We start from the raw sequence: 21,919 nt of genomic DNA on the forward strand, positions 1-21,919 counted from the left end.
ATTATCCTCCTCTAAACCTACTCACATAATCCTCGCAAATGTAGCGATTATCTTCGCCATTTACGGGTGGAATATTGGTGACTCTAAAGAAACTAAGACCAACTACCATTGCTAACAGCCCATAGGCTGCGCTTGGGGAATCTTTCACTGACATGTGGCCTGTCATGTTACCGTAATCAAAAATTTTAGCAATGCCATGAAGATCAGCCGTATAGCTCTTCGCGACGACTTCCTGCAATTTAGGATCTAATGCAGCTTTGGAGAAAAACTGTACAAAGAGCTTTCCTTGATCCTCATACGGAATGTACATCTTTTCGATTCCTTCCAACTGCGATACATTAATACTCTGATCCGCGTCATCTTGATATGGCGGTAGGATATATTTAAGTGTAACGCCCATCATTTCCGCGGGAGTCATCGTTGGATCAATTTTTGCTTGTATCTTTTGACCATAATAGGCCATGAATGCCTTGAAGGCTTCGACTGTCAAATTATCCTTGTTCTTAAAATAATAAGTGACGACTCCTTTAGAGCAGTCTGCGTGCTCAGCCACTTTATCCAGCGTCATGCCATCAATTCCATACATACTAATACAAGTTAATGTCGCATTGATAACATCTGCACGACGTATCGGTTCCATTCCTAATTTGGGCATGATTTCACCTTACTTTTATTTATACTGTACAGTCGGAATAAAAAAATAATAACCTATGATTTGCCAAATCGTCAATACTCGGTTTTCAACTCCACAAACATAAAAAACACGACCCTTCGGATCGTGTTTTACTGAACACCTATTTACTTATACGCTTATACGTAAATGAAACCGACTTCTACATCTATTTGAAAGCCTACAAATCATTCGCTACGATTTTATAAAATAACTCGCATTTTCCTCCACCCATTGCTTAAAGGTGTACGCAGGTTGTCCGAGAACTTCTTCTATTGTAGGTACTATTGTGTATGCAATTGGCGGTGGATTGAGATGCCAGCTTATCACGTAGTTAATGACATCCTCTCGAACCCCCATTTTTCTCATCTGCTCACGTTCTTCTTCTTCCGTCGTCTCAACCAAAGTCAGCTTCTGTCCTGTTACCTCTCCGATAATCCGAACTTGATCATCAACAGATAACACTTCAGGTCCAGTCAAGATATACTCTTTGCCGGCATGGCCATTCTCAGTCAATGCAACCGCCGCTACTCTGGCAATATCAGCTTCATGAACGGATGCATTCAGTGAGCCACTGAACAAATCCCTGATGATCCCTTCATTACGGATGGAATCTGACCATTTGCGTACGTTAGACATAAACTCGACAGGATGAAGATGTGTCCACTCCAGATCACTAGCCTCAACGGCTTGCTCAACAACACCTTTTTGACCCGTCCACAATACGGTAACTTTACGAACTCCAGCCTTTTTAGCTAGCTCGACAATTTCTGGACCTGTTTGCAATGGGACATATTCTGCGCCAGTCGTCATCAAATGTATAGCTGTTATTCCTTCGAATGCCTCGGCCAACGTACTTGGCTCACTTAAATCGCCAAATGCAATCTCGACTCCTTCAGGAAGTTTGGCTTGTGGATTGCGTGTTAATGCCCTTACTTTTTGCCCTCTGCGAAGCAGTTGATCGACAACATGCTGTCCAACCGTACCTGTCGCTCCCGTTACTAAAATCGTCATTGCTATTCCTCCTTCTGCTCTAACATGTAATTGATCTTTTCAACCAAAGATGATTTTGCATCGTTTAGCGAGTTTAGTTGGCTATTAATTTCACTTAACTTCGCTTCATATAGATGCAGCAATTCTTCGCAATAAACGCCTTTATCTGCGTGCTCTTGTTGTTCGGGAAATTTACAAAATAAAATGTCTTTAATCTGCTCCGTATTCAGTCCTAGACCTAAATAAAGCTGGATCGTTTGAATAGACTCAATTACCTTTTCATCAAATTCACGATAATTATTATTTTGGCGGGCAGGCTTGATTAAGCCTTTGTCCTCATAATGTCGAATCGAACGGGCACTTGCTCCGGTCATTTTAATGACTTTTCCGATCTTCATCCCGATCTCCTCCATTTCTATCCAGCGCTCTACATTTATTATAAACCTTCACATTAATGTGAGGGTCAAGAGCTAATTTGCGATACTGGCAAACAAAAAAAGCAGCCACGATGGGCTGCTTTCTTAATTAGATATGTCGGCTTGATGATTCAATGCAATGTCACGTAGCTTCACTTTATTTCGATTACAACGTGATAGCCGTCTCCAATCCCATGCGGATCATGTCATGGAGTGCCGTCTCACGAACTTCCGAAGTAATCGTTTGATTCGTCAACATATGGTCGGTAACCGTTAAAATGGATAACGCCCGAGCATTATATTTGGCAGCAACCATATACATAGCCGCTGACTCATTGTCGCACGCTAATACTTGGTATTGAGCCATCTTTTTATACATAGGCTCATTACCGTCATAGAAATGGTCTTCTGTCATAATCAATCCAGCTCTCACTGGCAAGCCTAGCTTCTCTCCCATATCATACGCTGTTCTTACCAACTTAAAGTCAGCAGCCGGCGCGTAGGAGAAGTTCTCGAATTCATGTCTGAACATGGCAGAGCTTGTACATACAGCCGTACCTACTATCAAGTCCATATGCTGAACATCAGTATGGTAGGATCCACTTGAGCCAATGCGAATCAAGTTCTTTACTCCATAATCATTGACCAACTCCGTCGCATAAATCGACATCGAAGGCATGCCCATTCCCGTACCCTGCACCGAGATACGCTTTCCTTTATAAGTGCCTGTGTATCCTAGAATGCCACGAATACGATTGTAGCATACGGCATCCTGTAGATAATTCTCAGCGATAAACTTCGCGCGCATCGGATCACCAGGCAGCAATATCGTTTCAGCAATATCGCCTACTTTTGCTTCAATATGAAAACTCATGATGTATTCCTCCTATCCCTTAGAACCCCGTACCTGTTGCACCTTCACGATTTCGGTTCGCTTGATGAGCTTGCTTCCATTCGATTAAACCATCGATGCATAGGAACAAGTTTATAACAGCCAGCAAAATCATCACATACAATCCTGTAGAGAAGTACACCACGATAGAAATGACATTCATCAAAATCCACAAATGCCAGTTTTCCAAAATCTTTTTACTCAATAAGTACTGTGCAGCCAAACCAATTACCGCGATAAACGCATCCAAATAAGGATTGCTTGCGTCCGTAAACTTCACTTGAATATAAGACCAAATACCCCAAGATACCAAAATAATGCTTATCCAAATCATGTAGCCCTTGGATGACAAACGAATAGTCGGTACAACATCTTCTTCGCCTTTGTTCTTAACCCAGTAATACCAGCCATAGATGTTAAAGATAATCTGAAGTGCTGCCAGAACAACCATTGCATAAAGGCCTGTATTGAAGTAAATGTACATAAAGCATGCTACCGCTATTGCACCAAACAAGAAATTGAGAACCTTTTGTCTCGCCAATAGCCATACGTTGATGACACCCATGACAGAAGCAAAGATTTCAATGTACGAAGATCCTAGCTTAAAACCTGCCGCAATACTTATGGCACAAGCAATAATGACAAACAAAGGGTGTTTAATCATGTTTTACATCCTCCCATAGTAGACTAACCTGATGCTTACGCTTTCATTTCAACTTGTGAAAACCATTTTCACGCTTCATGATAAGGCTTTCATTTTACCGAATACCTACTTCAGCATATAAATCCTGTGCACTGTGCAATTTCAATTGTTAATCTCGGCTCTTTCGTTCTTCCAGCTCTAACTGCAATTGCATCGCATCCAACACAATAAGTTCCTGCTTGCGCAAATCGATGATGCCCTGCTTCTTCAAGTCTGACAAAATACGATTGATGCTTCGAGGAGTGACAGCAAATTGATGACTAAGCTGCTGCTTATCAACCTTAATTACAATTCCTTCTGCCCTCTTTTGTCCATGCGGCAGACAACGGAGCAAATAACTACACACTCGATCATGCAGGGTGTACAGATTGTTGTCTCCCTCCTTTTTCAGAATGTCATACTGAAGCTTCAAAATGCTGCGGATAAAATACTCGTTAAAATTGCGGTCCAACTGGAGCCAGTTCAAAAAATGCTCGCGCTTCAGACCCATAAGCACCACATCCGTAACCGCTTCCACGTTGCTGATAAAAGGAAGGCGGTCCACGATCTCAAGCTCTCCAATCATGTCCCCTTTGTGATAAGTTGACTGCACATATTTCTTGCCGTTCTCGCCAATAACGCTAATATCAGCGACGCCCTCCACCATAATGTAGAAGCTATCCTGAATATCGCCTTGAGAAAACAAAATGGTGCCGGCCTTGAACTCGGTCAGCTTCCATTCACGCAAGATTTCGTAGGGGCATTGCTTCATCATTGCGTAAATCTTTTCGTTTTGTTCCATATATTTAATCATTTGCTGCATCCCCATGTTGATTCACCTCAAGTATATATTTTTGGCACGAATCTAGGATAGGACGCCAGTCCGTCATCTATATAAAATAACGGCACTTTAGCGAGCAATCCACAATTATTCGGGACAAATGTCCTTTGTTAATAATATGGGCCAAGCCACTGTATATGGAAAGCTATGTTCGTCACGTTGGATCTATCGAATAATGGCTGGTCGAAAACTCTAACGGTTGCCACGGACACTACTATGCAAAAATATAGCTTTCTGTAAGGATAACGGTTGTGGGAAACGTTATTCAATTAAAAATCTCTAGAAAACGAGGTACATCGCTCACTTAAGCGCTGATACAACCGTTACTTTGGCACATTTTAAGAAATTGTTCAAATAACGCTTATCGCGACCGTTAAAATAGGAGCAGGCAACGAAAATTTGTTAATATGGCTTTCAAGTATAAAGAGCCATAGTATTCGACCATCCTTAATAAGTAAGGAGGTGAACACTATGGCTAAAGACGTATTGTGTGAAGTAAACAGCTGCAAGTTCTGGGCAGCAGGCAACAAATGTGCCGCATCGTCCATCTATGTCGTAAATAATCGCGGCAATCAAGCGAGCAACAGCGGAGAGACAGACTGCAAAACGTTCGAACCGAAAATTTAGATTTTCATTACGCAAGTTTATGCAGCACATCGGTCCATATAAAAATTAGCTACACTGCACGCAGAGCATCCCTAGCGGGGGGTGCTCTTTTTAGTTGTTCTCGACCAAACATTTCAGCAGCGTTTCTGTCTCTTTAGTACAAGTATAACCTCTAATTGAGAATTATTTTCACATGTAAGCAAAAGTTAGTACCATGCTTGTTTTGTCACTCACTACGGATTGATGCCAATGATAATTAAAATGAGCGCAACCGCATAAAGCAAACCACCAGGATGACGTCCGCGAGATGCCCAGAGGGCAACAATAGCCGCAAACAGGTAGGAGGTGCCGACGAGCAGACCAATTGCGAGCCTAACGTCCGGCCCGAACCAAATAGAGGCGATTAAGGCTAGACCCCCGAGGAACCAGTTGAACGTACTGAACTGTAAGAGCGGCGGCACGAGCATTTTGACCAGTTTCTGCAGCTCCGTGAGCGAAGACTCGAGCAAAGGCCTGACCATTAATCGTTGAGTCAAAATACCATGAATCACCGCCACGATACTTCCGATCATTCCAGCTGCCAGCAAAGCTGCATCTTGCCAATTCATATCTGTATACCTCCTTATGAAACATAGATAAATAAAAGATTTACTGAGATTGTTCCTGGCGACCTATTAAGCAGCACTAGTTCTCCAATCCAACTGTTCATTCGAATTTAATACGATATCGTAGTATATCCTCGATCTCAATTTAATACCATTTCGTAGTAATGTCAATAAGGAAAAAATCCGACCCTTGTATGAACTGCACCCCAAATGTTAGACACCATCTAACATTGGAGGTGCAGTTTTTTTATGGCTAAGTTTAGTTCATACGAAAAATTACAAGCTGTTCTACGTTATCAATATGGATCGGAAGGCACGAAATCGATTGCGAAATCTATAGGAGTCCATCACTCCGTCTTAACAAACTGGATTAAACAATATGAATACCATGGTGAAGAGGTTTTTACAAAGAACTATACACCGTATTCCGTACAGGATAAACTAGACGTACTTAACTATATGAATCAACATGGGACGTCTGTTAGGGAAACGGCTGCGGTATTTAATATTGCGAGTCATAGTACCATTTTAAGCTGGCAAAAAAGCTTAGAATTACATGGGATAGACGCCCTACAAACAAAGAAAAAGGGGCGTCCCTCCATGAAAAAAAGTTTGAATGAACAAAAAAATTCAACATTCGTAGAAGGGTCAGTAGAAGCTTTACAAGCAGAGGTAGAACGTTTACGGATGGAGAATGCGTATTTAAAAAAGTTGAATGCCTTAGTTCAAAACAAGGAAAAATCACCAAACAAGACAAAGCGCAAGTAGTTTATGAACTAAGGAACGAATTCTCAGTGAAAGCACTCTTGCAGCTAGCAGATATTCCTCGTAGCACATACTATTACGTGGTAAATACGTTCAATATGCCAGACAAAGATGCTGAGCTAAAATACGTTATTCAGACCATCTACAAGGAACACCAGGGTCGCTACGGATATCGCCGTATTCGAGACGAGTTAGTAAATCGCGGACACCGTGTTAATCATAAGAAGGTACATCGTTTGATGAAGATATTGGGATTAAAGAGCTTGGTACGCATGAAGAAATACCGTTCATATAAAGGCGATGTTGGTAAGATTGCACCAAACATTTTAGAACGCAATTTTCACGCTGAAAAGCCGAATGAGAAGTGGGTTACGGATATAACAGAGTTCAAAATGTTTGGTGAAAAACTATATTTATCTCCTGTACTAGATCTGTATAATGGTGAAATAATTACGTACACGATCGGTTCAAGACCAGTCTATTCTCTGGTTTCCACCATGTTGGATCAAGCATTCAAGCGAGTTACGGATGAAGATAAGCTCCTGATTCACTCTGACCAAGGCTGGCACTATCAGATGAAACAGTATCGGCATGCCCTCGAAGAACATGGCATCAAGCAAAGTATGTCCCGTAAAGGTAACTGCTACGATAACGCCGTTATGGAAAGCTTCTTTGGCATAATGAAATCTGAATTTCTGTATGCAAAAGAATTCGATAGTATTGCACATTTTAAACAAGAGCTATCTGCATACATCTATTATTACAATCACAAACGAATTAAGGCAAAACTAAAAGGCATGAGCCCGGTACAGTACCGAACTCACGCCCAACAAGTCGCCTAAAGAAATAACCTGTCTAACTTTATGGGGTCACTTCAGTAAGGTCGGATTTTTCAGTCCATCTTTTACTCTACATACGTTATATGAGTCCTCTTACATCTAGAAACCACAAAGTTAATTTTGCCTTTACTTTTCTCTAACGCCTAGCTTTTGTACCCGCTCCACTACTGCTAACAAGGCAGGAAGCATAATCGGCAGCATTACAAATCCAAGCAAGCATAGACCGATAATAACCGTCATAGCAACTTCAATTAGCGTCAACACCCCTGAAGGAATGAGCGCCGCAAATGTACCACCAAGAATGATCGCTGCCGAAATGACTACCCCGCCCATCTGACGAGCAGCCACGATCATTTCTTTAGCAGAATGACCTTCCATTTCACGATAGCGCATCATTAAGAAAATACTGTAGTCTACCCCTAGTGCCACAATCATAATGAAGCTGAAGAACGGAACATTCCAGCCTAATTCATTTACAGAGAGCAAATGTGTAGCTAAAAATTCACTAATCCCAAGCGCGGTAAAGTACGCTAGCACCAAGGAAAGAATAATAAAGATCGGTATCCACAAGGAACGTGTAATGAAAATGAGGACAATCCCAATGCCGATCAACATAATCGTTGCTGTTCGAGCAAAATCACCGCTTGCGATCGCTTCAAGATCGACATTTTCAGCTGTTTTTCCGCCCAATGCTGCCTTGGCCTGTTTCAAATCGCTTCCTTTGACCGCAGCCTGTACTTCTGCATTGATCTGTTTTACTATCCCCATCGCTTCTTTCGAATACGGATTCACGTCCAGCATAATATTCATTTGTACCGTTTTGCGATCCTCAGACATGTACATGTCCATCGCTTGTTTAAACTCATCACTCTTCAATACATCTTGAGGAATATAGAACTTTTCCGAAGCCTTGGAATCACTTAGCCCTTGCAAATAGTTCTGAGCATCAGCCAAGCCCGTATTCACTTCTTCCAAACCTTTCGTACTCGCAGACAATCCTGATTGCAGCTTTTCCATATTGCCTGTTAACTCCGTTAATCCGGAGAGCAGCTGCTTTTGTCCTGCATTGATGTCTGTCAAACCTGTTTGAAGCGCAGGAGAGACTGAAGTCATTTTATTTGATCCGTCGGCTGCTTTTTGCAATCCATCTTGTAAACGGGATGATCCTTCATGCAGCTGCGACACGCCGCTTTGCAATTGTACGAAACCACCATTTACGGCGGACAGCGAAGTGTTTGCTTGTTTAAAGGATGACATCGCTTTGTCATATTCCGTTTTCAATCCGCTTAGCTGCTTAGCTAATTCCTTCATCTGCTGTTTGCCTGCTGCGGCAATGCCGATTGCCGTTTGCAAATGCTCATCATTCGCTGCATCTGGACTGGATTGAACATAAATGCCCAACGTGCCTTCAATTTGTTCAAATGCCTGCGCCGCTCCCCCAATCGCTTGCTCTAAACTTGCAAATTGAGTTCCAAAGGAAGAAAGTCCTGCTTCAAGCTCCGAATAACCTTTATGCAGCTTCGGTAATGATTGAGATAACAGGTTCATTTGTTCTTTGAGCGATGATAGACCGCTTTCCAGTTGTTTAGCGCCTTTAGACCCTGAACCTACACCTTTCGATAGCTCATCAATCGCTTTCCCTAAACTCGTAACACCCGTCTTCACTTCATTGGTTCCATCGATAAGCAGCTGTACATTTTGTACGCCCTTCGTATCTGCTTGACCGATTTCTTTTTCCGCAGAAGACAATCCGTCGTTAATTTCCCCTACCCCTTTTGAAGCATCTCCTAAACCTTTATTGAGTTCCTTCGATTGGTCTTTCATATATAACTCATCCATCTTCTTACCTACCGGACGAGTCGTTGTATACACTTCGGCTACACCAGACATCTTCGAGATTTGTTCCGCAAGCTCATCCAGCTCTTGCAATGACTTGGCATTGTCTAATGGCGTATCAGACTGTATGAACAAAGTCGTCGGTGAAGAAAATCCTGGTGAGAAATGCTTCTCAATGACCTGAATACCTTGCTTGGAAGCATAGCTGTCATCAACCTCCAGCAAGTCGTTGTAGCTCAAGGAATCACTATATTTCATCACGAACGGGATGCATAATATTGCAATAAATAAAAGCGCTAGGAACGGTCTTGCCACGGATGTCTTCGCTAGCACACCCCAAATGCGGCTCTCTCCATGTCCATCGAACTTTTTAACTGGCCAAAACATCTTCTTCCCTAACGTAAACATAATGACCGGATTCAATGTCATCAGCACAAGCACAAGTACCGCTACACCAATTGCTACCGCAGAACTTGCTCGGTAAATACCGAACTCCGCCAAAATAAGGGCCATAAAGCCGATAAATACGGCTAACGCACTATACAATACCGTTTTTCCAGCAGAGCGATACGTCGCTTTTACAGCTGCAAGCGTGTTTTCCTGACGTGTAAGCTCTTCTTTGAATCGAGAGAATAATAAAATATTATAATCGGTTCCAATACCAAATAAGATGACGACTAGAAACACTTGTGTAAAGTTAGAAAACGGAAAGTTAAACCACTCTACAAAATGAGCTACGACGCCTAGCGACACGACATAGGATATCCCCACCGTTACTAGCGAAACAACTGGTACGATAGGAGAGCGAAATACGATAATAAGTACGACGATAATAAAAATGACCGCAATGATTTCGGTTTTCTTAATACCTTCTTCTGTCGACTTTACAAAATCTTCGATAACAAGACTGTTGCCTGTCAAATACGTTTCTAAAGCGTCCACCTTCATCAACGCTTCTAGCGGCTCTGTTGCTTCAGAGATCGTACCTTGACTACGACTAACAGACAGCTGTGTTAGAACCGTCGTCTTATCTTTCGATACGAGCTGGCTCTTCGTATGCTCATCATCTAAATGGGTGAGCATATTTTCAATCCCAAGCTGCTTTTGCTTCGATTTAAATTGTGAAATGACAGATTCAATTTGTTGATGCTGTTCACTCGTTAAAGGCTTATCACTTCCACTATTAAATACAGCAATGATCGAGTAGCTATCACCACTTTTCTCATCCATCTGACGCAGCATCTCATGCGCTACATTACTTTGCGCACTGTCGGGAATCGACACTTGCCCCTTTTCCCTCACTAATTCACCGAGATTCGGCATCGTCATTACGATGACTACGGTAATCAATATCCAAGCGATAATCGAGGCGAGCCTCAAATTTTTAATGTTCCTCATTTTCTATCTCCTATCTTTTCAACATTCACAAAACTAAACACGTGTTTACTTTTATACATAAAGAAAGTATACTCAGTGTGTTAAAAGCATACAATGGTCAATTTTTAATCATTTATTCAATTTTGAATATAATAAAATTAAAATGTTTAATTTTGAACAAAATAAGGAGTATACCAAAATGAGGGAAAAAGCAGAGTATAGAAGCGCTATTCGTTCGAGGAACATGATTCGTCGTGCTTTGGTTGAGTTAATGCTGGAAAAAGAGTATCAAAAAATTACGATCAAAGATATTGTCGAGCGAGCCGATATTAGCCGTGGAACATTCTATGCCCATTATTCGGACGTGCATGCTGTCATTGAACAAATTGAAAATGAAATTATGGAGAAGATGATTGAATTTCTCGATGAATTCAAACATACCGATCTCATTCAAAATATGATGCCTTTCTTAGCAAAAGTGTCGAATTTCCTAGGTCAAGATATTGAATTTTACCGCATGCTCATTGCGGTCGATGCTGCAAGCACATTTATGACGAAGGTCAAAGCCGTACTGATCGAGAGTCTCCTCGGCTATGAACGAAAGATGGATACGGACCAAGAACGTGAAGCGTTTATTCTTCACGTCAACTTTTTTGCAAGCGGCCTCGTTGCGATGTATCAAGACTGGTTCGAAGGAAAACTTAACGGTTCCCTTGATGACTTAGCATCATCGGTCAGCCGTATTATGGTACAAGGCTTTCAACCTTTTTTATTACCATCATCGAAATAATAGCAAATAAGCCAAGTGATGCACTAGGAAGGTATCCTAATGATCGTTTGGCTTATTCTAGCTTTCCTTCTATATAAAGAGACACGATAAATATTAGAATATATTACCTGTCTATATTGGAAAGGTTAGTATAGAATACAATCAAGTATCAGACATCCACTTTTTTCTACCATACTCCTTAGAGCTATTCAACATTCCCGCTACTTTCTCAAATCAATCTGACAGATGTGCTTTAAACAAGATAATGAAAGCGAACTTTTGGAATCTGATAAGGGGGTGATCTTCGAATCTCGAATCCATGATGTATCGTTGTGCTTGAGGCATCATCAAACCCATTCCAAGGAGGAAAAGTCAAATGAAAAAAGCTAGTTTTGGACTGATTGCGATTATTATGCTTCTCGTATTTGCAACAAGTGCATTTGCAGCAACTGCTTCCGCTAGTACAACAAGAACGGAGACAGGTGTTACCACGCATACAGGCGGCAATCTCGCGCTGGACTATTCCGCTTACGATTCTCGTATTCACGGTTGGATGTATATCGAAATTTATCGGGTTACAAGTTCGGGTGATGTAGCGATCAATGCAGCTAGCGTTGAAGGAGGACGGCCTACCGATAACGGCATTCGCAGCGGCACTGTTTATTCGGATAATCTACCTGCTGGTACTTACAAATACGTCATTACAATTCCATCTAACTGGATGGGACCAAGTGTCTCTTGGCGCACGTACTAGGTTAAAATAGACTGCCATATGTTCGCATTAGCATTCGCATAATCAAATAACAACGCTCCGTTCTCATTATAAACGAAAGGGGTTGTCTCAAAGGTATTAATCAACCTGAGTGACAACCCCTTCCCTTATTTCGTCTTCGTAATAACAACTCTTTCAACTACAGCATCGGTCTATTCCCGACCAAAGCTAAGCTTACAAACAAAAGTGAACGTGAGCAGAACACCACACCCACTACATTTTCTTCTTCTAGTAATAATAAGAAATTATTCGGATTTCCTTTTATTATCACTACGCCAAAATGCCTCTTACTACTTTCACTTTTTAGTACGCTCTATGAACGCTCTCACTTTACATTCCTCCTCTTTTTCTTCGCAATGAACCCGAAGTAAACCCCATTCTTACTACATACATAACTCTTTCGACAGAACCGAATCAGTTGCAAGAACGTAACGGTTGCTATAGAGGCTATTCAGTGGCCATTTACTCATTTAGAAATGTAATGGTTGCCAGCGAGCTTATTTGTTATTGAGAGCGATATCATTCACTACAACAGGCAAAATAAGCGCACTCACGACCGTTAAAAATGGTATACGACCGATTTTGCGTTAATAACGTCAATAGCAACCGTTAGATGAGCCGCCCCGTCGTATCGAAATACGAAAGCTGACTCAGCTACTGCCATTATCGCACTCCCCATCGATTGCGCTCCAGCACAGCCACTTCCATTCTCGCACTCCCCATCGATTGCGCTCCGGCATAACGGCCTTATCCACCATTCTCCCAATTCTAATTTTAATTACACCATTGAAGCGTATGAGAAGAAAAAGTGTATGTTTGCATTATCCACCTACCAATGTTATATTACTTGATACATCAATCATTGATACATCAATAATTGAGCTATCAATGATTATGAATGACGACGAGATGAATTTTCATAACGAAGTTATTCACATGTACACTCTCTCTTAGGAGGCCCGAAGTCATGACGCACAATGATTCCAAGGAGAAGCAAATCTTGACTCTGCTTAACGGATTGTGCAACAAGCTCCATCACAAATTCGAAAATTGTACAGGCATAGGCTCGTCTCGTCTCGAGATTTTGCACGAGCTGTGCGGGGTAGACGAGGTTAAACAGTCCCTCTTGCAAAAGCGCATTAACATAGACAATGCTGCTATTACTCGTCATCTAAAGCAGCTTGAAGCTGAGGGCATGGTGACGAGACGCAAAAATCCTGACGATAATCGCGAAACCTTTGTTCGCTTGTCTGATGAAGGACTTGAAAAAATTGAAGGCTACAAACTCGAAAAAGAAAACTTCATACGTCAGATTTTGAAGGACTTCAATGATGAAGAGATTCCGGTTCTGGCCGATTTTCTCGAACGAATAAAAAACAACATTTAACTCAATAAGGAGCTGTTAAATATCATGAGCACATTTCAAAAAACAAATGACTTTAACGAAATCACATATGGACGTCGTTCTGTAAAAGAATATGATCCTGAGGTTAAAATCAGCAAAGAGGAAATGACCGCAATTCTCGAAGGAGCTACGAAAGCTCCATCCTCTGTTAACATGCAGCCTTGGCGCTTTGTCGTTATCGAAAGCAAGGAAGGCAAAGAGAAACTTGCCCCGTTAGCGAAATTCAATCAGACACAGGTGCTCACATCTTCTGCCGTTATAGCTGTATTCGCGGATATGGAAAATGCGTCGTACATGGATGAAATATTCAGTAAATCCATAGAACTTGGTTATTTGCCGAAAGAAATGAAAGACGTGGTAATGAATATGTACAAGCCATACTATGATACGATCTCTGCGGCGGATCTGCGCGATGTTAACTTTATCGATGGTGGACTTGTATCGATGCAATTGATGCTAGTTGCCCGTGCACACGGATATGATACGAACGCAATTGGCGGTTATGAAAAAGATAAAATCGCTGAAGCTTTTGAAATGGACAAAGAGCGTTATCAACCGATTATGCTAATCAGCATCGGAAAATCAGCTAAAGAGGGATACCCTTCCTATCGCTTGCCTGTTGAAACAGTAGCTACTTGGAAATAAATTTCCACTGAAAAATGTAGTTAACTACGCTATTAGATGTACTTCATGCTTCGAACCGACTCCAACCTTACGGGCAGGGTCGGTTCTTGTTTTATCCTCGCCATCTAGGTAATCCACACAAAAAACGCAACCTACATAGGCTGCGTTTTGACTCTTATTTTGAAAAAGAAATGAATTCGACAAACCATATTCGTTACACTTACCAACGATAATACAGCTAGAAATATAATCATTGATGGCATCGCCATCCATAGTCCGAATAGAGGCACAACACGCCCGCCCCCAATAAATGTAGCGATTGGTGACAAGAACAAGAGAAGCAACATCGGCAGCAAACTTACAATCGAAGAAATAAACAATCCCACAATCGTAATTCGTTTCTTCCTTTGGTTCCTACGGATGAATCCATACACTCCCCAAATGACTGCTGCAATCAACAGCACAATCATAGCGATCTCCATATTCCTACTGTTTAAAGTAGAGGGTTCAGCCTTTTCGCCCATCATAATTTGAGCTACTCCGTTAACAATAGCAGCGTAGTCAACAAAAGCATTCAATCCTGTATTAAACATCATCGTAATGCCAAGCTGCTGATCCAAAAAAATGATTTCTTCCGCCTTGTAGGTCCAAAAAATCCCGCCGTGAGAAATCGTCTGCCCCCAACGTTCATCCTCACCTGCTATCCATCCCATTCCATAGGGACCACCGCCTTGTCCGGCTGCATGATATTGAGCCATAAGCTCCGAGGCAAGAATTCTTCCATTGTATTGAGCAAGCATCCATTTCCCCATATCTTCGGCAGTAGAAATCATACCGGCAGGACCATCTACAAACCAATTAGGCTCAGCTCTGCTGACTGAATGGCCAAATACAAGGTAATGTCCCTTCGGAATCGCATCATTGTCATTGATTTGCTGTGTCGTACTCACGTTGACAGTCTGATTCATCCCCAATGGTTTGAAAATATGTTCTTCTAAATATGAAGAAAATCGTTGTCCACTTACTTTCTCAACAAGCAAAGCTAAATATTGATAATTCGGATTATGGTAGCTATAAGCTGCGCCAGGATCATGTGCAAGTTTAACTTTGTTCAACGATGTAATTGTCTCCTGCAGCGTTTCGTATTGCGGGAATTGTGTCATGTCGGGATTCACTTTGTCACGAAGGCCACTTGTTTGATGTAGCAGCTGTCGGATCGTAATCTCGTTAACACGCTTGTCCATAGGTGAAAGTTCTGCATCTGAGAAATAGGTGGTAAATGGCGCATCAAGTTTAATTTGACCCGTCTCCACCAATTGCAGCACAGCTAGTGCCGTAAAGGACTTGCTCAAGGAAGCGATGGGAAGAGGGGTGCTTCCCGTTATTGCATCCCCCTCGGAATCTGCACCATAGCCTTTTGCATAGAACACACCATCGTTATTGGTGATCGATAAGGCCGCACCCTCGATATTATTGATTTTCATCGTTTTAGTAACGTGCTCATCAATTTGTTGGAGGACTTCGTCCTTATTTCGAACTTCTACAGCGAGAACAGAATTAGCAAAGCTAAACACCATCAACAGCAAACAACTTAAACACAACAATAGCTTCTTTTGCGAAATAGTCATCGTAGCACTCCTTATATAGGTAATAAGGAGATACTAAGCTATCATTTTCAACTATTTATCAACTCTGCAAAAAAACGTGCAGTTACTTTTCCACCGCTATGAGGATTGTTGTCGATATACAGACTCCCCTTATGCTTCTCGCATAACACCTGACAAATATAAAGTCCCAATCCATGATGCGCATTGGCTTCCCACATCTCTCCCCGATAAAAAGGAAGCTGCGCCTTTTGCAGCCCTTCACCAGTAAAACCAGCACCGTCATCCATGACTGTTATAGAAAAGTAAGCCTTGCTGAACTCATAATGCACACTTACATGGCCAGCAGCATAACGCACTCCATTAGCGATCATATTCTCGAACACCTGCATCACTACATGGATATCGACAGCTATTTTACTAGAATCAACATTAAGGAATGAACTAAATGTCTTAACACTGCGTTCTGCGATTTGTCGGGCACTATTATCCAGTAAAGAGGCCAACTGATCGACTTCTATTTCTTTGCTGTGCACCGGCATATCCTCCAGCTTCTGAATCGAATTCATAGCCTCGGTGTAGCTTTCAAGCCGTACAATATGGACATTCATCGTTTGAATCGTATCGAGCAGTTTTTCCTTCGATATTTTGTTTTGAGGTAAATAAGCGGTCAAAAATTCCGAATATCCTTTTAAAACAGACAGCGGCGTTCTCAGATCGTGAGCAAAAATAGCATTTAGCTGTTTCCGTTCCTCGACCGAGCGCCAAAGTACTTTATGATTCTCCTCCAACTGGCCTCGCATCTTCTCAAATACATGACATAGTTCTCCCATTTCATCCCTATGATCATAAGAGATACGGAAATCCAAATCATTTGCGGAGATTTTTTGAGATGCTTTCATTAGTAGCTCTAGAGGATGTTTCATCTTCCATTTATAAAAAAAGATTGCCATCGTAACGATTCCAGTAGCAACCGTCACAAGCACAATCGCAATAAGTGCGTACAGCACCCAATCATCTCCTGAAGGATAATTTGCAAACTGTCTTCGCCAATTTTCCGCCCATTCGAATTCCATTACAATGATAGCCGACACGATCATAATCGTAAGACTACATAACAAGATAAAAGATTGCAGTAAAGTTAGCTGGTTCAGCTTCAGTCGCAGCCAATCGATCATTTTCGCCATTTGTATCCTACTCCCCAGACGGTTTCGATCCAATTTTCGCAGCCATGCTCTTTCCATGTAGCTCGAATTCGCCGGATATGTTCAGCTATTACCGTGCTGTCGCCTCGATCGTCAAACCCCCATACTTTCTCATACATGCGTTCCTTGTCAAATGTCATGCCAGGATGCGTAGACAACAGCTCAATAATATCAAACTCTTTTTTCGGAAATGAAAGTCGGATACCATCACAGTACATCACACGTGCTGAATAATCGATCACCAAATTTCCATTGAATTTTACCGATGCCTTATGCTGACTACGCATCTCCCTACGTAAATGAGCCTCTACTCTTGCGCCCAATTCATGAATACCGAACGGCTTAACAATATAATCATCTCCTCCAGCTTGAAACCCTACAATTTTATCCGAATCCTCCACACGAGCAGTTAAAAACAAGATTGGACAGGACACAAAGTGTCGGATATTTCTGCATAGTTCAAGACCATCCCGTTCAGGCATATTTATATCTAGTAAAATAAGGTCCGGTTGCTCTTCCGTTTTCCGCAGCGCCTCATTACCGTCTTTCGCCGTCATCACGAAATACCCGTTCATTTCAAAGTAATCCGTGAGCAGCTTCCGAAGATCTGCTTCATCATCTATAATTAATAACTTTTTCATATGCCGTCTCCCCAAGTTCGACTCGCTGAATCCAATTCAGCATAACAAAAATAGAGCGCACCCCAACATTGGTTCATCCATTCAAACAATAGACCTCCAAAGTTCGTAGGTTGGCTCTATGAAGATTTGCTTCAGTCATAGCGTTCACTTATCCTGACCTATTTACCCACTCAGTTCGGTATAAGTCGCCCTAAATCGCCTGCCTCAACTTGTTCCAAAATCGAAAGTAAAAAAGACTCCGCCAAGCTATTTTTCATAATAATCTTTCTAGCTTCAGCAAAAGTAAACCACTCCGCATGATCAACTTCTTCATTGATCTGCATATCGGCGACATTGTGCACCACAGAGACGAAATTTAACATTAGTGTATTCGTGCGTTCGAAATAACGGCTTCGCATGTACTTGTATTCATCCACATGTAAGCCTACTTCCTCCTTAACCTCTCGAACGAGCGCCTCTTCCGCCGCTTCACCTTGATTCACATAACCAGCTAGCAAGCTGTAATCCTTCCTATTGTTTTGCTGAAGCAACAATACCTTGCTTCGTTCTTGATTCAGGATAGCTGTGCTAATCGCCGTATTGAAGATCGGAAAACGAAACACCTGACAAGAATCACAATAGGGGATCAGTCCTTCTCCTTCACATTCCTTGGAACTCAACTTCGTCCCGCAAGCATAACAATATTTCATCCCTATTCCACCCTGCATTCTGTAACGTATGATGTCACTTTTATTATACAAATCATTCATATCAAAAACGTAAATCGTTTGATTAATCAAATGTAATTAATATTTGATATACTAAAAGAGTCTTAGTTTTTGGACTCTTTATTCATTTTAAACGGAGGATTATAATGTTTATTACAATAAGTTATATTGCTGTGACCATCTTCATCGCATCTATTTTTATATATCGAATAAAAAAACAAACTTTTACATCATTTTTAACTGAAGAAATAGGTTTATTAGTTTCTAGTTTACTTCTTAGTCTTGTTGTCGAAGTTTCTATAGTAATTAAGGTTATTATAGTTTCATCACTCTTAGCCATTTTTATCTATGGCAGTATAAAAAAAGACACTACATCTTAGTTTCCATGCATACCATTTTAACTCCACCCTAATGATTGGAATGATATCCCTTTTCCATTAAAAATGAGAGATTGGTTGCTTCGCAATGTCGCCTTCCGAAGCAATCGAGGACTTTTGCTCATTTCACATATTTCAAAGATACAATATGATTGATTCCGATCTTTTCAGCTCTCTTCTGCGGAATCGGTTTCCGCTTGTATTCTTGGAAGCCTAGCTTGTGATACAGCTTTATGGCAGGAATATTCGTATCTGCCACCTCTTCAATGAGAAATTGTTCATACGGGGCATGCTCAACAATATGACGGATAATCGCCATCGCTACCCCCTGCCCTCGAAATTCAGCATCCGTCCCGACAAATTCAATGGAGCCATGAGTGGAAGAAGGAGCACCCTTTGTAGCTTTCGTCGCTTCAAATTCTTTTTTCAACACAAGTCCAGCAATCGTTCCCTTAATAAGTCCTAAATGCTTTCGCAGTTCTTTAGGATTAAGCTTTACAGAAGAAACAGTTCCATCCGTGCATGCAGTCATGCCAACAACTTTGCGATCCTCAGTTACAGCTACATAAAAATGATGCAACAAGAACATGTGTTCAAAAGCTCTCGCAATGGCTTGTTTGTCATTTGAAAAATAGCCAAGCCACTGCGAGAATCCCTCCGCAAAAATACGAGACATCTGCTCCCTTGGGTCAAATTCTAATTGTTCCGCCCTAATCACAGTAAACATATTTATTCTCCTTCCTTATACAGAAATGAAGTGAGCGTTGCTGGAGACGGCATCATGAAGTTGTTTTTTAACATCATTTTCATAGCAGCTAGCCCATGAATCGACGAGTAGAATAATAAGACCATTTCATGCGGGTCCCCCGAACGAAATTTACCAAGTTCCTGACCTTTTTTAATAAGCATGGCTGTTGCACGAAACAAGTGGTCACTAACCCGGGAAACCTCGTCATGGTTTACAGTTGCTCCCCCGCCCGCCAAAAACGACTGCTGCATAAGGATCAGTAAATTGGCAAACTGTTCACCGGTCATCATATCGTTGTATATTTCATGCACAAACTGTTCTAAAGCTTGTTGCGGTGCTACATCTGACTGGAAATATTCAATTTTGTGTCTCATGCCCGCAAGCGCGAAATCTACCAACTCGTTAAACAATTTATCCTTCGACTTGTAGTGCCGATATAACAGTCCGATGCTAATACCAGCTGTATCCGCGATATCCTGCACATTCGTAGAGCCAAATCCTTTTTGTACGAACAGCTGCATGGCAGCCTCTTGTATTTTCTCTTTTGTGGCATTTCGCATTTGTTCATACTGTTCCTTCGTTCGTGGCATTGTACAACCTCTTTTTTGAGTGAGTTTTTACTCATTATAAAAAAGTATGCTGTAAAGATCAATCTTCATGTTCAAATTACTGAAAAAATAATTTCTTATAAATGCCCAGATGGTACGATCTGTAAACGTTTGATATTATGTTTTTTGTTCGCAATTCTAAATAAAGGGGGAATAAACGATGAATAAACCTATGTTCAAAAGATGGTCGATCTCGCTAGCACTTGTTTTGGCGGTTGGTATGTTCGGCACCACAGCAGGAACAAGCATAGCAAAACCTATTTCCGCTTCCGAACAAATTGATGTACAAGCTGTAGCTAAGTCCAAGTCTGGGAAAAAATCAAAATCCAAACCTAAAGCAGGATCCTCAAGTAAATCAAAACAAAAGCCTAAGTCCAAATCAAAAAAAGTGAAGCCAAAACAAGAGCAAGAAACCGTATTTTATAAAAACTGTACAGCTGCTCGCAATGCTGGTGCTGCCCCACTGTACGAAGGTGAGCCAGGCTATCGTGTGAAACTTGACAGAGATAAAGATGGAGTAGCTTGTGAATAATTCCTTGCAGCCATAGGATCATCCTATGGCTCTTTATATTTCTAATCAATTACGTGCAAGTCTATATATTATTGAGCTGCTGCTCCAACATAACCATTAAAGAGCCACCTTCCCTAGTACTTACGTAACCCCATAAAAAAACACGACCCGTCGGATCGTGTAAAATCAATACTTACCGGAACTAAGAGAAAAGAACGAATACAGACAGCGTGGTTTCGTTATTGTTGTACTACTTTCACCACTTCTCCAGCTTTTATATTATGCTGACCAGAAACAACAAGTTGTTCTTCTGTTTTAATCCCGCTTATTACTTCCTGATAAGGTCCCTTCACACGACCTAATTGCACTTCACGCTTCTCCGCCTTGCTGCCATTTAGCACAAACACAAATGCTGCGCGTCCTTCCCTTACTATACTTAGGGACGGGACTGCTACCACCGTTTCCTCTGCGGCTGTTGTTAGCTGAAGATGCACCCTTGATAAAGGTTTCAACGAATGGTCTGTGTTGGCTGCTTCAAGCTCCAACGCATACAATCTCGTCGCAGCGTCGGGTACATCCGACAGATGATCGACCTTAGCTGTACGCGCCGCGCCATTGCCGCTGGAATCACGAAATGTTAACCTCTTTTTGCTCCCAACCAGCTTTACTGCTGATTCGGTCAGGTGTGCTTTTATTTTGACTGTTCCCGTCATCTGCACGACTCCCAATATGCTCCCCGCTTGAATGTTAGTTCCTTCAGCTAGCTTGATGTCCGTCAAAATACCGTTGGCAGGAGATACGATTTGCCCGTCATTCCAAGTCTGCTCAGCTTGTTCAAGTTCAAGCTTGGACGTTTCAACTTCGGCCTCCTTGATAGATACTGCTTTTTGTCTATCAAGTGCTTCCCGTTTCGTTAAGAATGCTTGAAGCTCCCGCTGATTTTCTTCGATTTCTGTCTCAGAAGCTCCATCTCGAATCTGCTGTTTCAGTGCTTCTTCAAGCTTCCTTATGGCATTCGTTAATTGGAGTCGACTATCGTCTACACTTTCTTTCGTTGTAGATAGCGACAGCTCGGCGCTCTTAAGAGCTAACTTCGCCTTTTCCTTCATAATCAAAGCATTGCGACTTTCTAGCTTGGCGATGACTTCACCAGTCTGAACCATCTCACCACTCTTCTTTAACAGCTTTACGAGAGCTCCACCTGATTCGACCCTAACTTCAACTTGAGTAGAGGCGTGAACCTCCGCAATTTGCTCCCTCGGATCGCCCATGCTATGCTTGCCGACAGCCTCAACCTTAACCTGCTGCGGCCCATTCTCTTTAACTGGCGCAGAAGCCGGAGCAGGTGCCGATGATGCTGAGCAACCTGCGATATACGCTGTGCAAAGCAAGATTAGTAAACCTTTCATCATCTTCATCTATATTT

General features: G+C 41.8%; 22 protein-coding genes. 7 read left to right on the forward strand and 15 right to left on the reverse strand.

Features of this window, described 5'->3' with window-relative positions; translation table 11 throughout:
* Position 1: 1 nt before the first annotated feature.
* The 6 genes from NQ117_RS07755 to NQ117_RS07780 form a co-directional block, all read right to left on the reverse strand.
* Positions 2-655 (reverse strand): TetR/AcrR family transcriptional regulator, encoded by a 654-nt coding sequence (locus NQ117_RS07755; protein WP_258277396.1) that lies wholly within the window; start codon positions 653-655, stop codon positions 2-4.
* A 210-nt stretch (positions 656-865) separates the two neighbouring features.
* Positions 866-1,684: an SDR family oxidoreductase gene (locus NQ117_RS07760; protein ID WP_258277397.1), complete on the reverse strand. Its 819-nt coding sequence runs from the start codon at positions 1,682-1,684 to the stop codon at positions 866-868.
* Between the two features lie 2 nt (positions 1,685-1,686).
* Positions 1,687-2,061: a MerR family transcriptional regulator gene (locus NQ117_RS07765; RefSeq protein WP_258277398.1), complete on the reverse strand. Its 375-nt coding sequence runs from the start codon at positions 2,059-2,061 to the stop codon at positions 1,687-1,689.
* Positions 2,062-2,245: 184 nt separating this feature from the next.
* Positions 2,246-2,953 (reverse strand): purine-nucleoside phosphorylase, encoded by a 708-nt coding sequence (gene deoD / locus NQ117_RS07770; RefSeq protein WP_258277399.1) that lies wholly within the window; start codon positions 2,951-2,953, stop codon positions 2,246-2,248.
* 19 nt (positions 2,954-2,972) lie between these two features.
* A complete protein-coding gene (gene pnuC, locus NQ117_RS07775; RefSeq protein ID WP_258277400.1) occupies positions 2,973-3,635 on the reverse strand; it encodes a nicotinamide riboside transporter PnuC in 663 nt (220 codons plus the stop codon).
* A gap of 148 nt (positions 3,636-3,783) precedes the next feature.
* The gene (locus NQ117_RS07780) at positions 3,784-4,482 is read right to left on the reverse strand and encodes a Crp/Fnr family transcriptional regulator (RefSeq protein ID WP_258277401.1); all 699 of its coding nucleotides are present in this window, start codon (positions 4,480-4,482) and stop codon (positions 3,784-3,786) included.
* 483 nt (positions 4,483-4,965) lie between these two features.
* Between NQ117_RS07780 and NQ117_RS07785 the strand changes: the two genes are divergently transcribed.
* Positions 4,966-5,121, forward strand: a complete 156-nt coding sequence (locus NQ117_RS07785; RefSeq protein ID WP_258277402.1) for a DUF1540 domain-containing protein — start codon at positions 4,966-4,968, stop codon at positions 5,119-5,121.
* Positions 5,122-5,333: 212 nt separating this feature from the next.
* On the opposite strand, the gene NQ117_RS07790 is transcribed toward NQ117_RS07785, so the two are convergent.
* Positions 5,334-5,708 (reverse strand): hypothetical protein, encoded by a 375-nt coding sequence (locus NQ117_RS07790; protein WP_258277403.1) that lies wholly within the window; start codon positions 5,706-5,708, stop codon positions 5,334-5,336.
* 246 nt (positions 5,709-5,954) lie between these two features.
* Here NQ117_RS07790 and NQ117_RS07795 point away from each other — a divergent pair.
* Positions 5,955-7,312, forward strand: a protein-coding gene (locus NQ117_RS07795) for an IS3 family transposase (RefSeq protein ID WP_258277404.1) whose coding sequence is annotated in 2 segments (ribosomal slippage) — positions 5,955-6,408 and positions 6,408-7,312 — 1,359 coding nt in all. Because the reading frame shifts where the segments join, the coding sequence is not laid out codon by codon here.
* Between the two features lie 123 nt (positions 7,313-7,435).
* On the opposite strand, the gene NQ117_RS07800 is transcribed toward NQ117_RS07795, so the two are convergent.
* Positions 7,436-10,543 (reverse strand): MMPL family transporter, encoded by a 3,108-nt coding sequence (locus NQ117_RS07800; protein WP_258277405.1) that lies wholly within the window; start codon positions 10,541-10,543, stop codon positions 7,436-7,438.
* Positions 10,544-10,721: 178 nt separating this feature from the next.
* Between NQ117_RS07800 and NQ117_RS07805 the strand changes: the two genes are divergently transcribed.
* The 4 genes from NQ117_RS07805 (at position 10,722) to NQ117_RS07820 (ending at position 14,113) form a co-directional block, all read left to right on the forward strand.
* Positions 10,722-11,312 carry a TetR/AcrR family transcriptional regulator gene (locus NQ117_RS07805; protein WP_258277406.1) on the forward strand — a complete coding sequence of 197 codons (591 nt, stop codon included), beginning with the start codon at positions 10,722-10,724 and terminating at the stop codon, positions 11,310-11,312.
* A 355-nt stretch (positions 11,313-11,667) separates the two neighbouring features.
* The gene (locus tag NQ117_RS07810; protein WP_258277407.1) at positions 11,668-12,045 is read left to right on the forward strand and encodes a hypothetical protein; all 378 of its coding nucleotides are present in this window, start codon (positions 11,668-11,670) and stop codon (positions 12,043-12,045) included.
* 985 nt (positions 12,046-13,030) lie between these two features.
* Complete coding sequence (locus tag NQ117_RS07815) at positions 13,031-13,450, forward strand: MarR family winged helix-turn-helix transcriptional regulator (RefSeq protein WP_258277408.1); 420 nt, start codon at positions 13,031-13,033, stop codon at positions 13,448-13,450.
* 24 nt (positions 13,451-13,474) lie between these two features.
* Positions 13,475-14,113, forward strand: coding sequence for a nitroreductase family protein (locus tag NQ117_RS07820; protein ID WP_258277409.1), 639 nt, complete (start codon positions 13,475-13,477; stop codon positions 14,111-14,113).
* Positions 14,114-14,244: 131 nt separating this feature from the next.
* Here NQ117_RS07820 and NQ117_RS07825 read toward each other — a convergent pair whose 3' ends face one another.
* From NQ117_RS07825 to NQ117_RS07850, 6 genes are all read right to left on the reverse strand, one after another.
* Positions 14,245-15,720, reverse strand: coding sequence for a serine hydrolase domain-containing protein (locus NQ117_RS07825; protein WP_258277410.1), 1,476 nt, complete (start codon positions 15,718-15,720; stop codon positions 14,245-14,247).
* Positions 15,721-15,767: 47 nt separating this feature from the next.
* Positions 15,768-16,883, reverse strand: a complete 1,116-nt coding sequence (locus tag NQ117_RS07830; RefSeq protein ID WP_258277411.1) for a HAMP domain-containing sensor histidine kinase — start codon at positions 16,881-16,883, stop codon at positions 15,768-15,770.
* On the reverse strand, positions 16,871-17,542 hold the full coding sequence (locus tag NQ117_RS07835) for a response regulator transcription factor (protein ID WP_258277412.1): 672 nt from the start codon (positions 17,540-17,542) through the stop codon (positions 16,871-16,873). Before NQ117_RS07835 ends, NQ117_RS07830 begins: the two co-directional genes overlap by 13 nt.
* 170 nt (positions 17,543-17,712) lie before the next feature.
* Positions 17,713-18,231 (reverse strand): NAD(+) diphosphatase, encoded by a 519-nt coding sequence (locus NQ117_RS07840; RefSeq protein WP_258277413.1) that lies wholly within the window; start codon positions 18,229-18,231, stop codon positions 17,713-17,715.
* Between the two features lie 516 nt (positions 18,232-18,747).
* A complete protein-coding gene (locus NQ117_RS07845; protein ID WP_258277414.1) occupies positions 18,748-19,353 on the reverse strand; it encodes a GNAT family N-acetyltransferase in 606 nt (201 codons plus the stop codon).
* A gap of 2 nt (positions 19,354-19,355) precedes the next feature.
* Positions 19,356-19,964, reverse strand: coding sequence for a TetR/AcrR family transcriptional regulator (locus NQ117_RS07850; protein WP_258277415.1), 609 nt, complete (start codon positions 19,962-19,964; stop codon positions 19,356-19,358).
* A 178-nt stretch (positions 19,965-20,142) separates the two neighbouring features.
* Between NQ117_RS07850 and NQ117_RS07855 the strand changes: the two genes are divergently transcribed.
* Positions 20,143-20,514 carry an excalibur calcium-binding domain-containing protein gene (locus NQ117_RS07855; protein WP_258277416.1) on the forward strand — a complete coding sequence of 124 codons (372 nt, stop codon included), beginning with the start codon at positions 20,143-20,145 and terminating at the stop codon, positions 20,512-20,514.
* 218 nt (positions 20,515-20,732) lie between these two features.
* Here the strand turns inward: NQ117_RS07855 and NQ117_RS07860 are convergent, their stop codons facing one another.
* Complete coding sequence (locus NQ117_RS07860) at positions 20,733-21,911, reverse strand: efflux RND transporter periplasmic adaptor subunit (protein ID WP_258277417.1); 1,179 nt, start codon at positions 21,909-21,911, stop codon at positions 20,733-20,735.
* Positions 21,912-21,919 lie beyond the last annotated feature (8 nt).

This window comes from Paenibacillus sp. SC116, assembly GCF_024733555.1.
Classification (GTDB): Bacteria; Bacillota; Bacilli; order Paenibacillales; family Paenibacillaceae; genus Paenibacillus_B.

What these genes read in the sequence shown, in the direction of transcription:
- NQ117_RS07755 (WP_258277396.1), bottom strand. Translation starts at nt 655, where the DNA reads ATGCCCAAATTAGGAATGGAACCGATACGTCGTGCAGATGTTATCAAT.
- NQ117_RS07760 (WP_258277397.1), bottom strand. Translation starts at nt 1,684, where the DNA reads ATGACGATTTTAGTAACGGGAGCGACAGGTACGGTTGGACAGCATGTT.
- NQ117_RS07765 (WP_258277398.1), bottom strand. Translation starts at nt 2,061, where the DNA reads ATGAAGATCGGAAAAGTCATTAAAATGACCGGAGCAAGTGCCCGTTCG.
- deoD (WP_258277399.1), bottom strand. Translation starts at nt 2,953, where the DNA reads ATGAGTTTTCATATTGAAGCAAAAGTAGGCGATATTGCTGAAACGATA.
- pnuC (WP_258277400.1), bottom strand. Translation starts at nt 3,635, where the DNA reads ATGATTAAACACCCTTTGTTTGTCATTATTGCTTGTGCCATAAGTATT.
- NQ117_RS07780 (WP_258277401.1), bottom strand. Translation starts at nt 4,482, where the DNA reads ATGGGGATGCAGCAAATGATTAAATATATGGAACAAAACGAAAAGATT.
- NQ117_RS07785 (WP_258277402.1), top strand. Translation starts at nt 4,966, where the DNA reads ATGGCTAAAGACGTATTGTGTGAAGTAAACAGCTGCAAGTTCTGGGCA.
- NQ117_RS07790 (WP_258277403.1), bottom strand. Translation starts at nt 5,708, where the DNA reads ATGAATTGGCAAGATGCAGCTTTGCTGGCAGCTGGAATGATCGGAAGT.
- NQ117_RS07800 (WP_258277405.1), bottom strand. Translation starts at nt 10,543, where the DNA reads ATGAGGAACATTAAAAATTTGAGGCTCGCCTCGATTATCGCTTGGATA.
- NQ117_RS07805 (WP_258277406.1), top strand. Translation starts at nt 10,722, where the DNA reads ATGAGGGAAAAAGCAGAGTATAGAAGCGCTATTCGTTCGAGGAACATG.
- NQ117_RS07810 (WP_258277407.1), top strand. Translation starts at nt 11,668, where the DNA reads ATGAAAAAAGCTAGTTTTGGACTGATTGCGATTATTATGCTTCTCGTA.
- NQ117_RS07815 (WP_258277408.1), top strand. Translation starts at nt 13,031, where the DNA reads ATGACGCACAATGATTCCAAGGAGAAGCAAATCTTGACTCTGCTTAAC.
- NQ117_RS07820 (WP_258277409.1), top strand. Translation starts at nt 13,475, where the DNA reads ATGAGCACATTTCAAAAAACAAATGACTTTAACGAAATCACATATGGA.
- NQ117_RS07825 (WP_258277410.1), bottom strand. Translation starts at nt 15,720, where the DNA reads ATGACTATTTCGCAAAAGAAGCTATTGTTGTGTTTAAGTTGTTTGCTG.
- NQ117_RS07830 (WP_258277411.1), bottom strand. Translation starts at nt 16,883, where the DNA reads ATGGCGAAAATGATCGATTGGCTGCGACTGAAGCTGAACCAGCTAACT.
- NQ117_RS07835 (WP_258277412.1), bottom strand. Translation starts at nt 17,542, where the DNA reads ATGAAAAAGTTATTAATTATAGATGATGAAGCAGATCTTCGGAAGCTG.
- NQ117_RS07840 (WP_258277413.1), bottom strand. Translation starts at nt 18,231, where the DNA reads ATGAAATATTGTTATGCTTGCGGGACGAAGTTGAGTTCCAAGGAATGT.
- NQ117_RS07845 (WP_258277414.1), bottom strand. Translation starts at nt 19,353, where the DNA reads ATGTTTACTGTGATTAGGGCGGAACAATTAGAATTTGACCCAAGGGAG.
- NQ117_RS07850 (WP_258277415.1), bottom strand. Translation starts at nt 19,964, where the DNA reads ATGCCACGAACGAAGGAACAGTATGAACAAATGCGAAATGCCACAAAA.
- NQ117_RS07855 (WP_258277416.1), top strand. Translation starts at nt 20,143, where the DNA reads ATGAATAAACCTATGTTCAAAAGATGGTCGATCTCGCTAGCACTTGTT.
- NQ117_RS07860 (WP_258277417.1), bottom strand. Translation starts at nt 21,911, where the DNA reads ATGAAGATGATGAAAGGTTTACTAATCTTGCTTTGCACAGCGTATATC.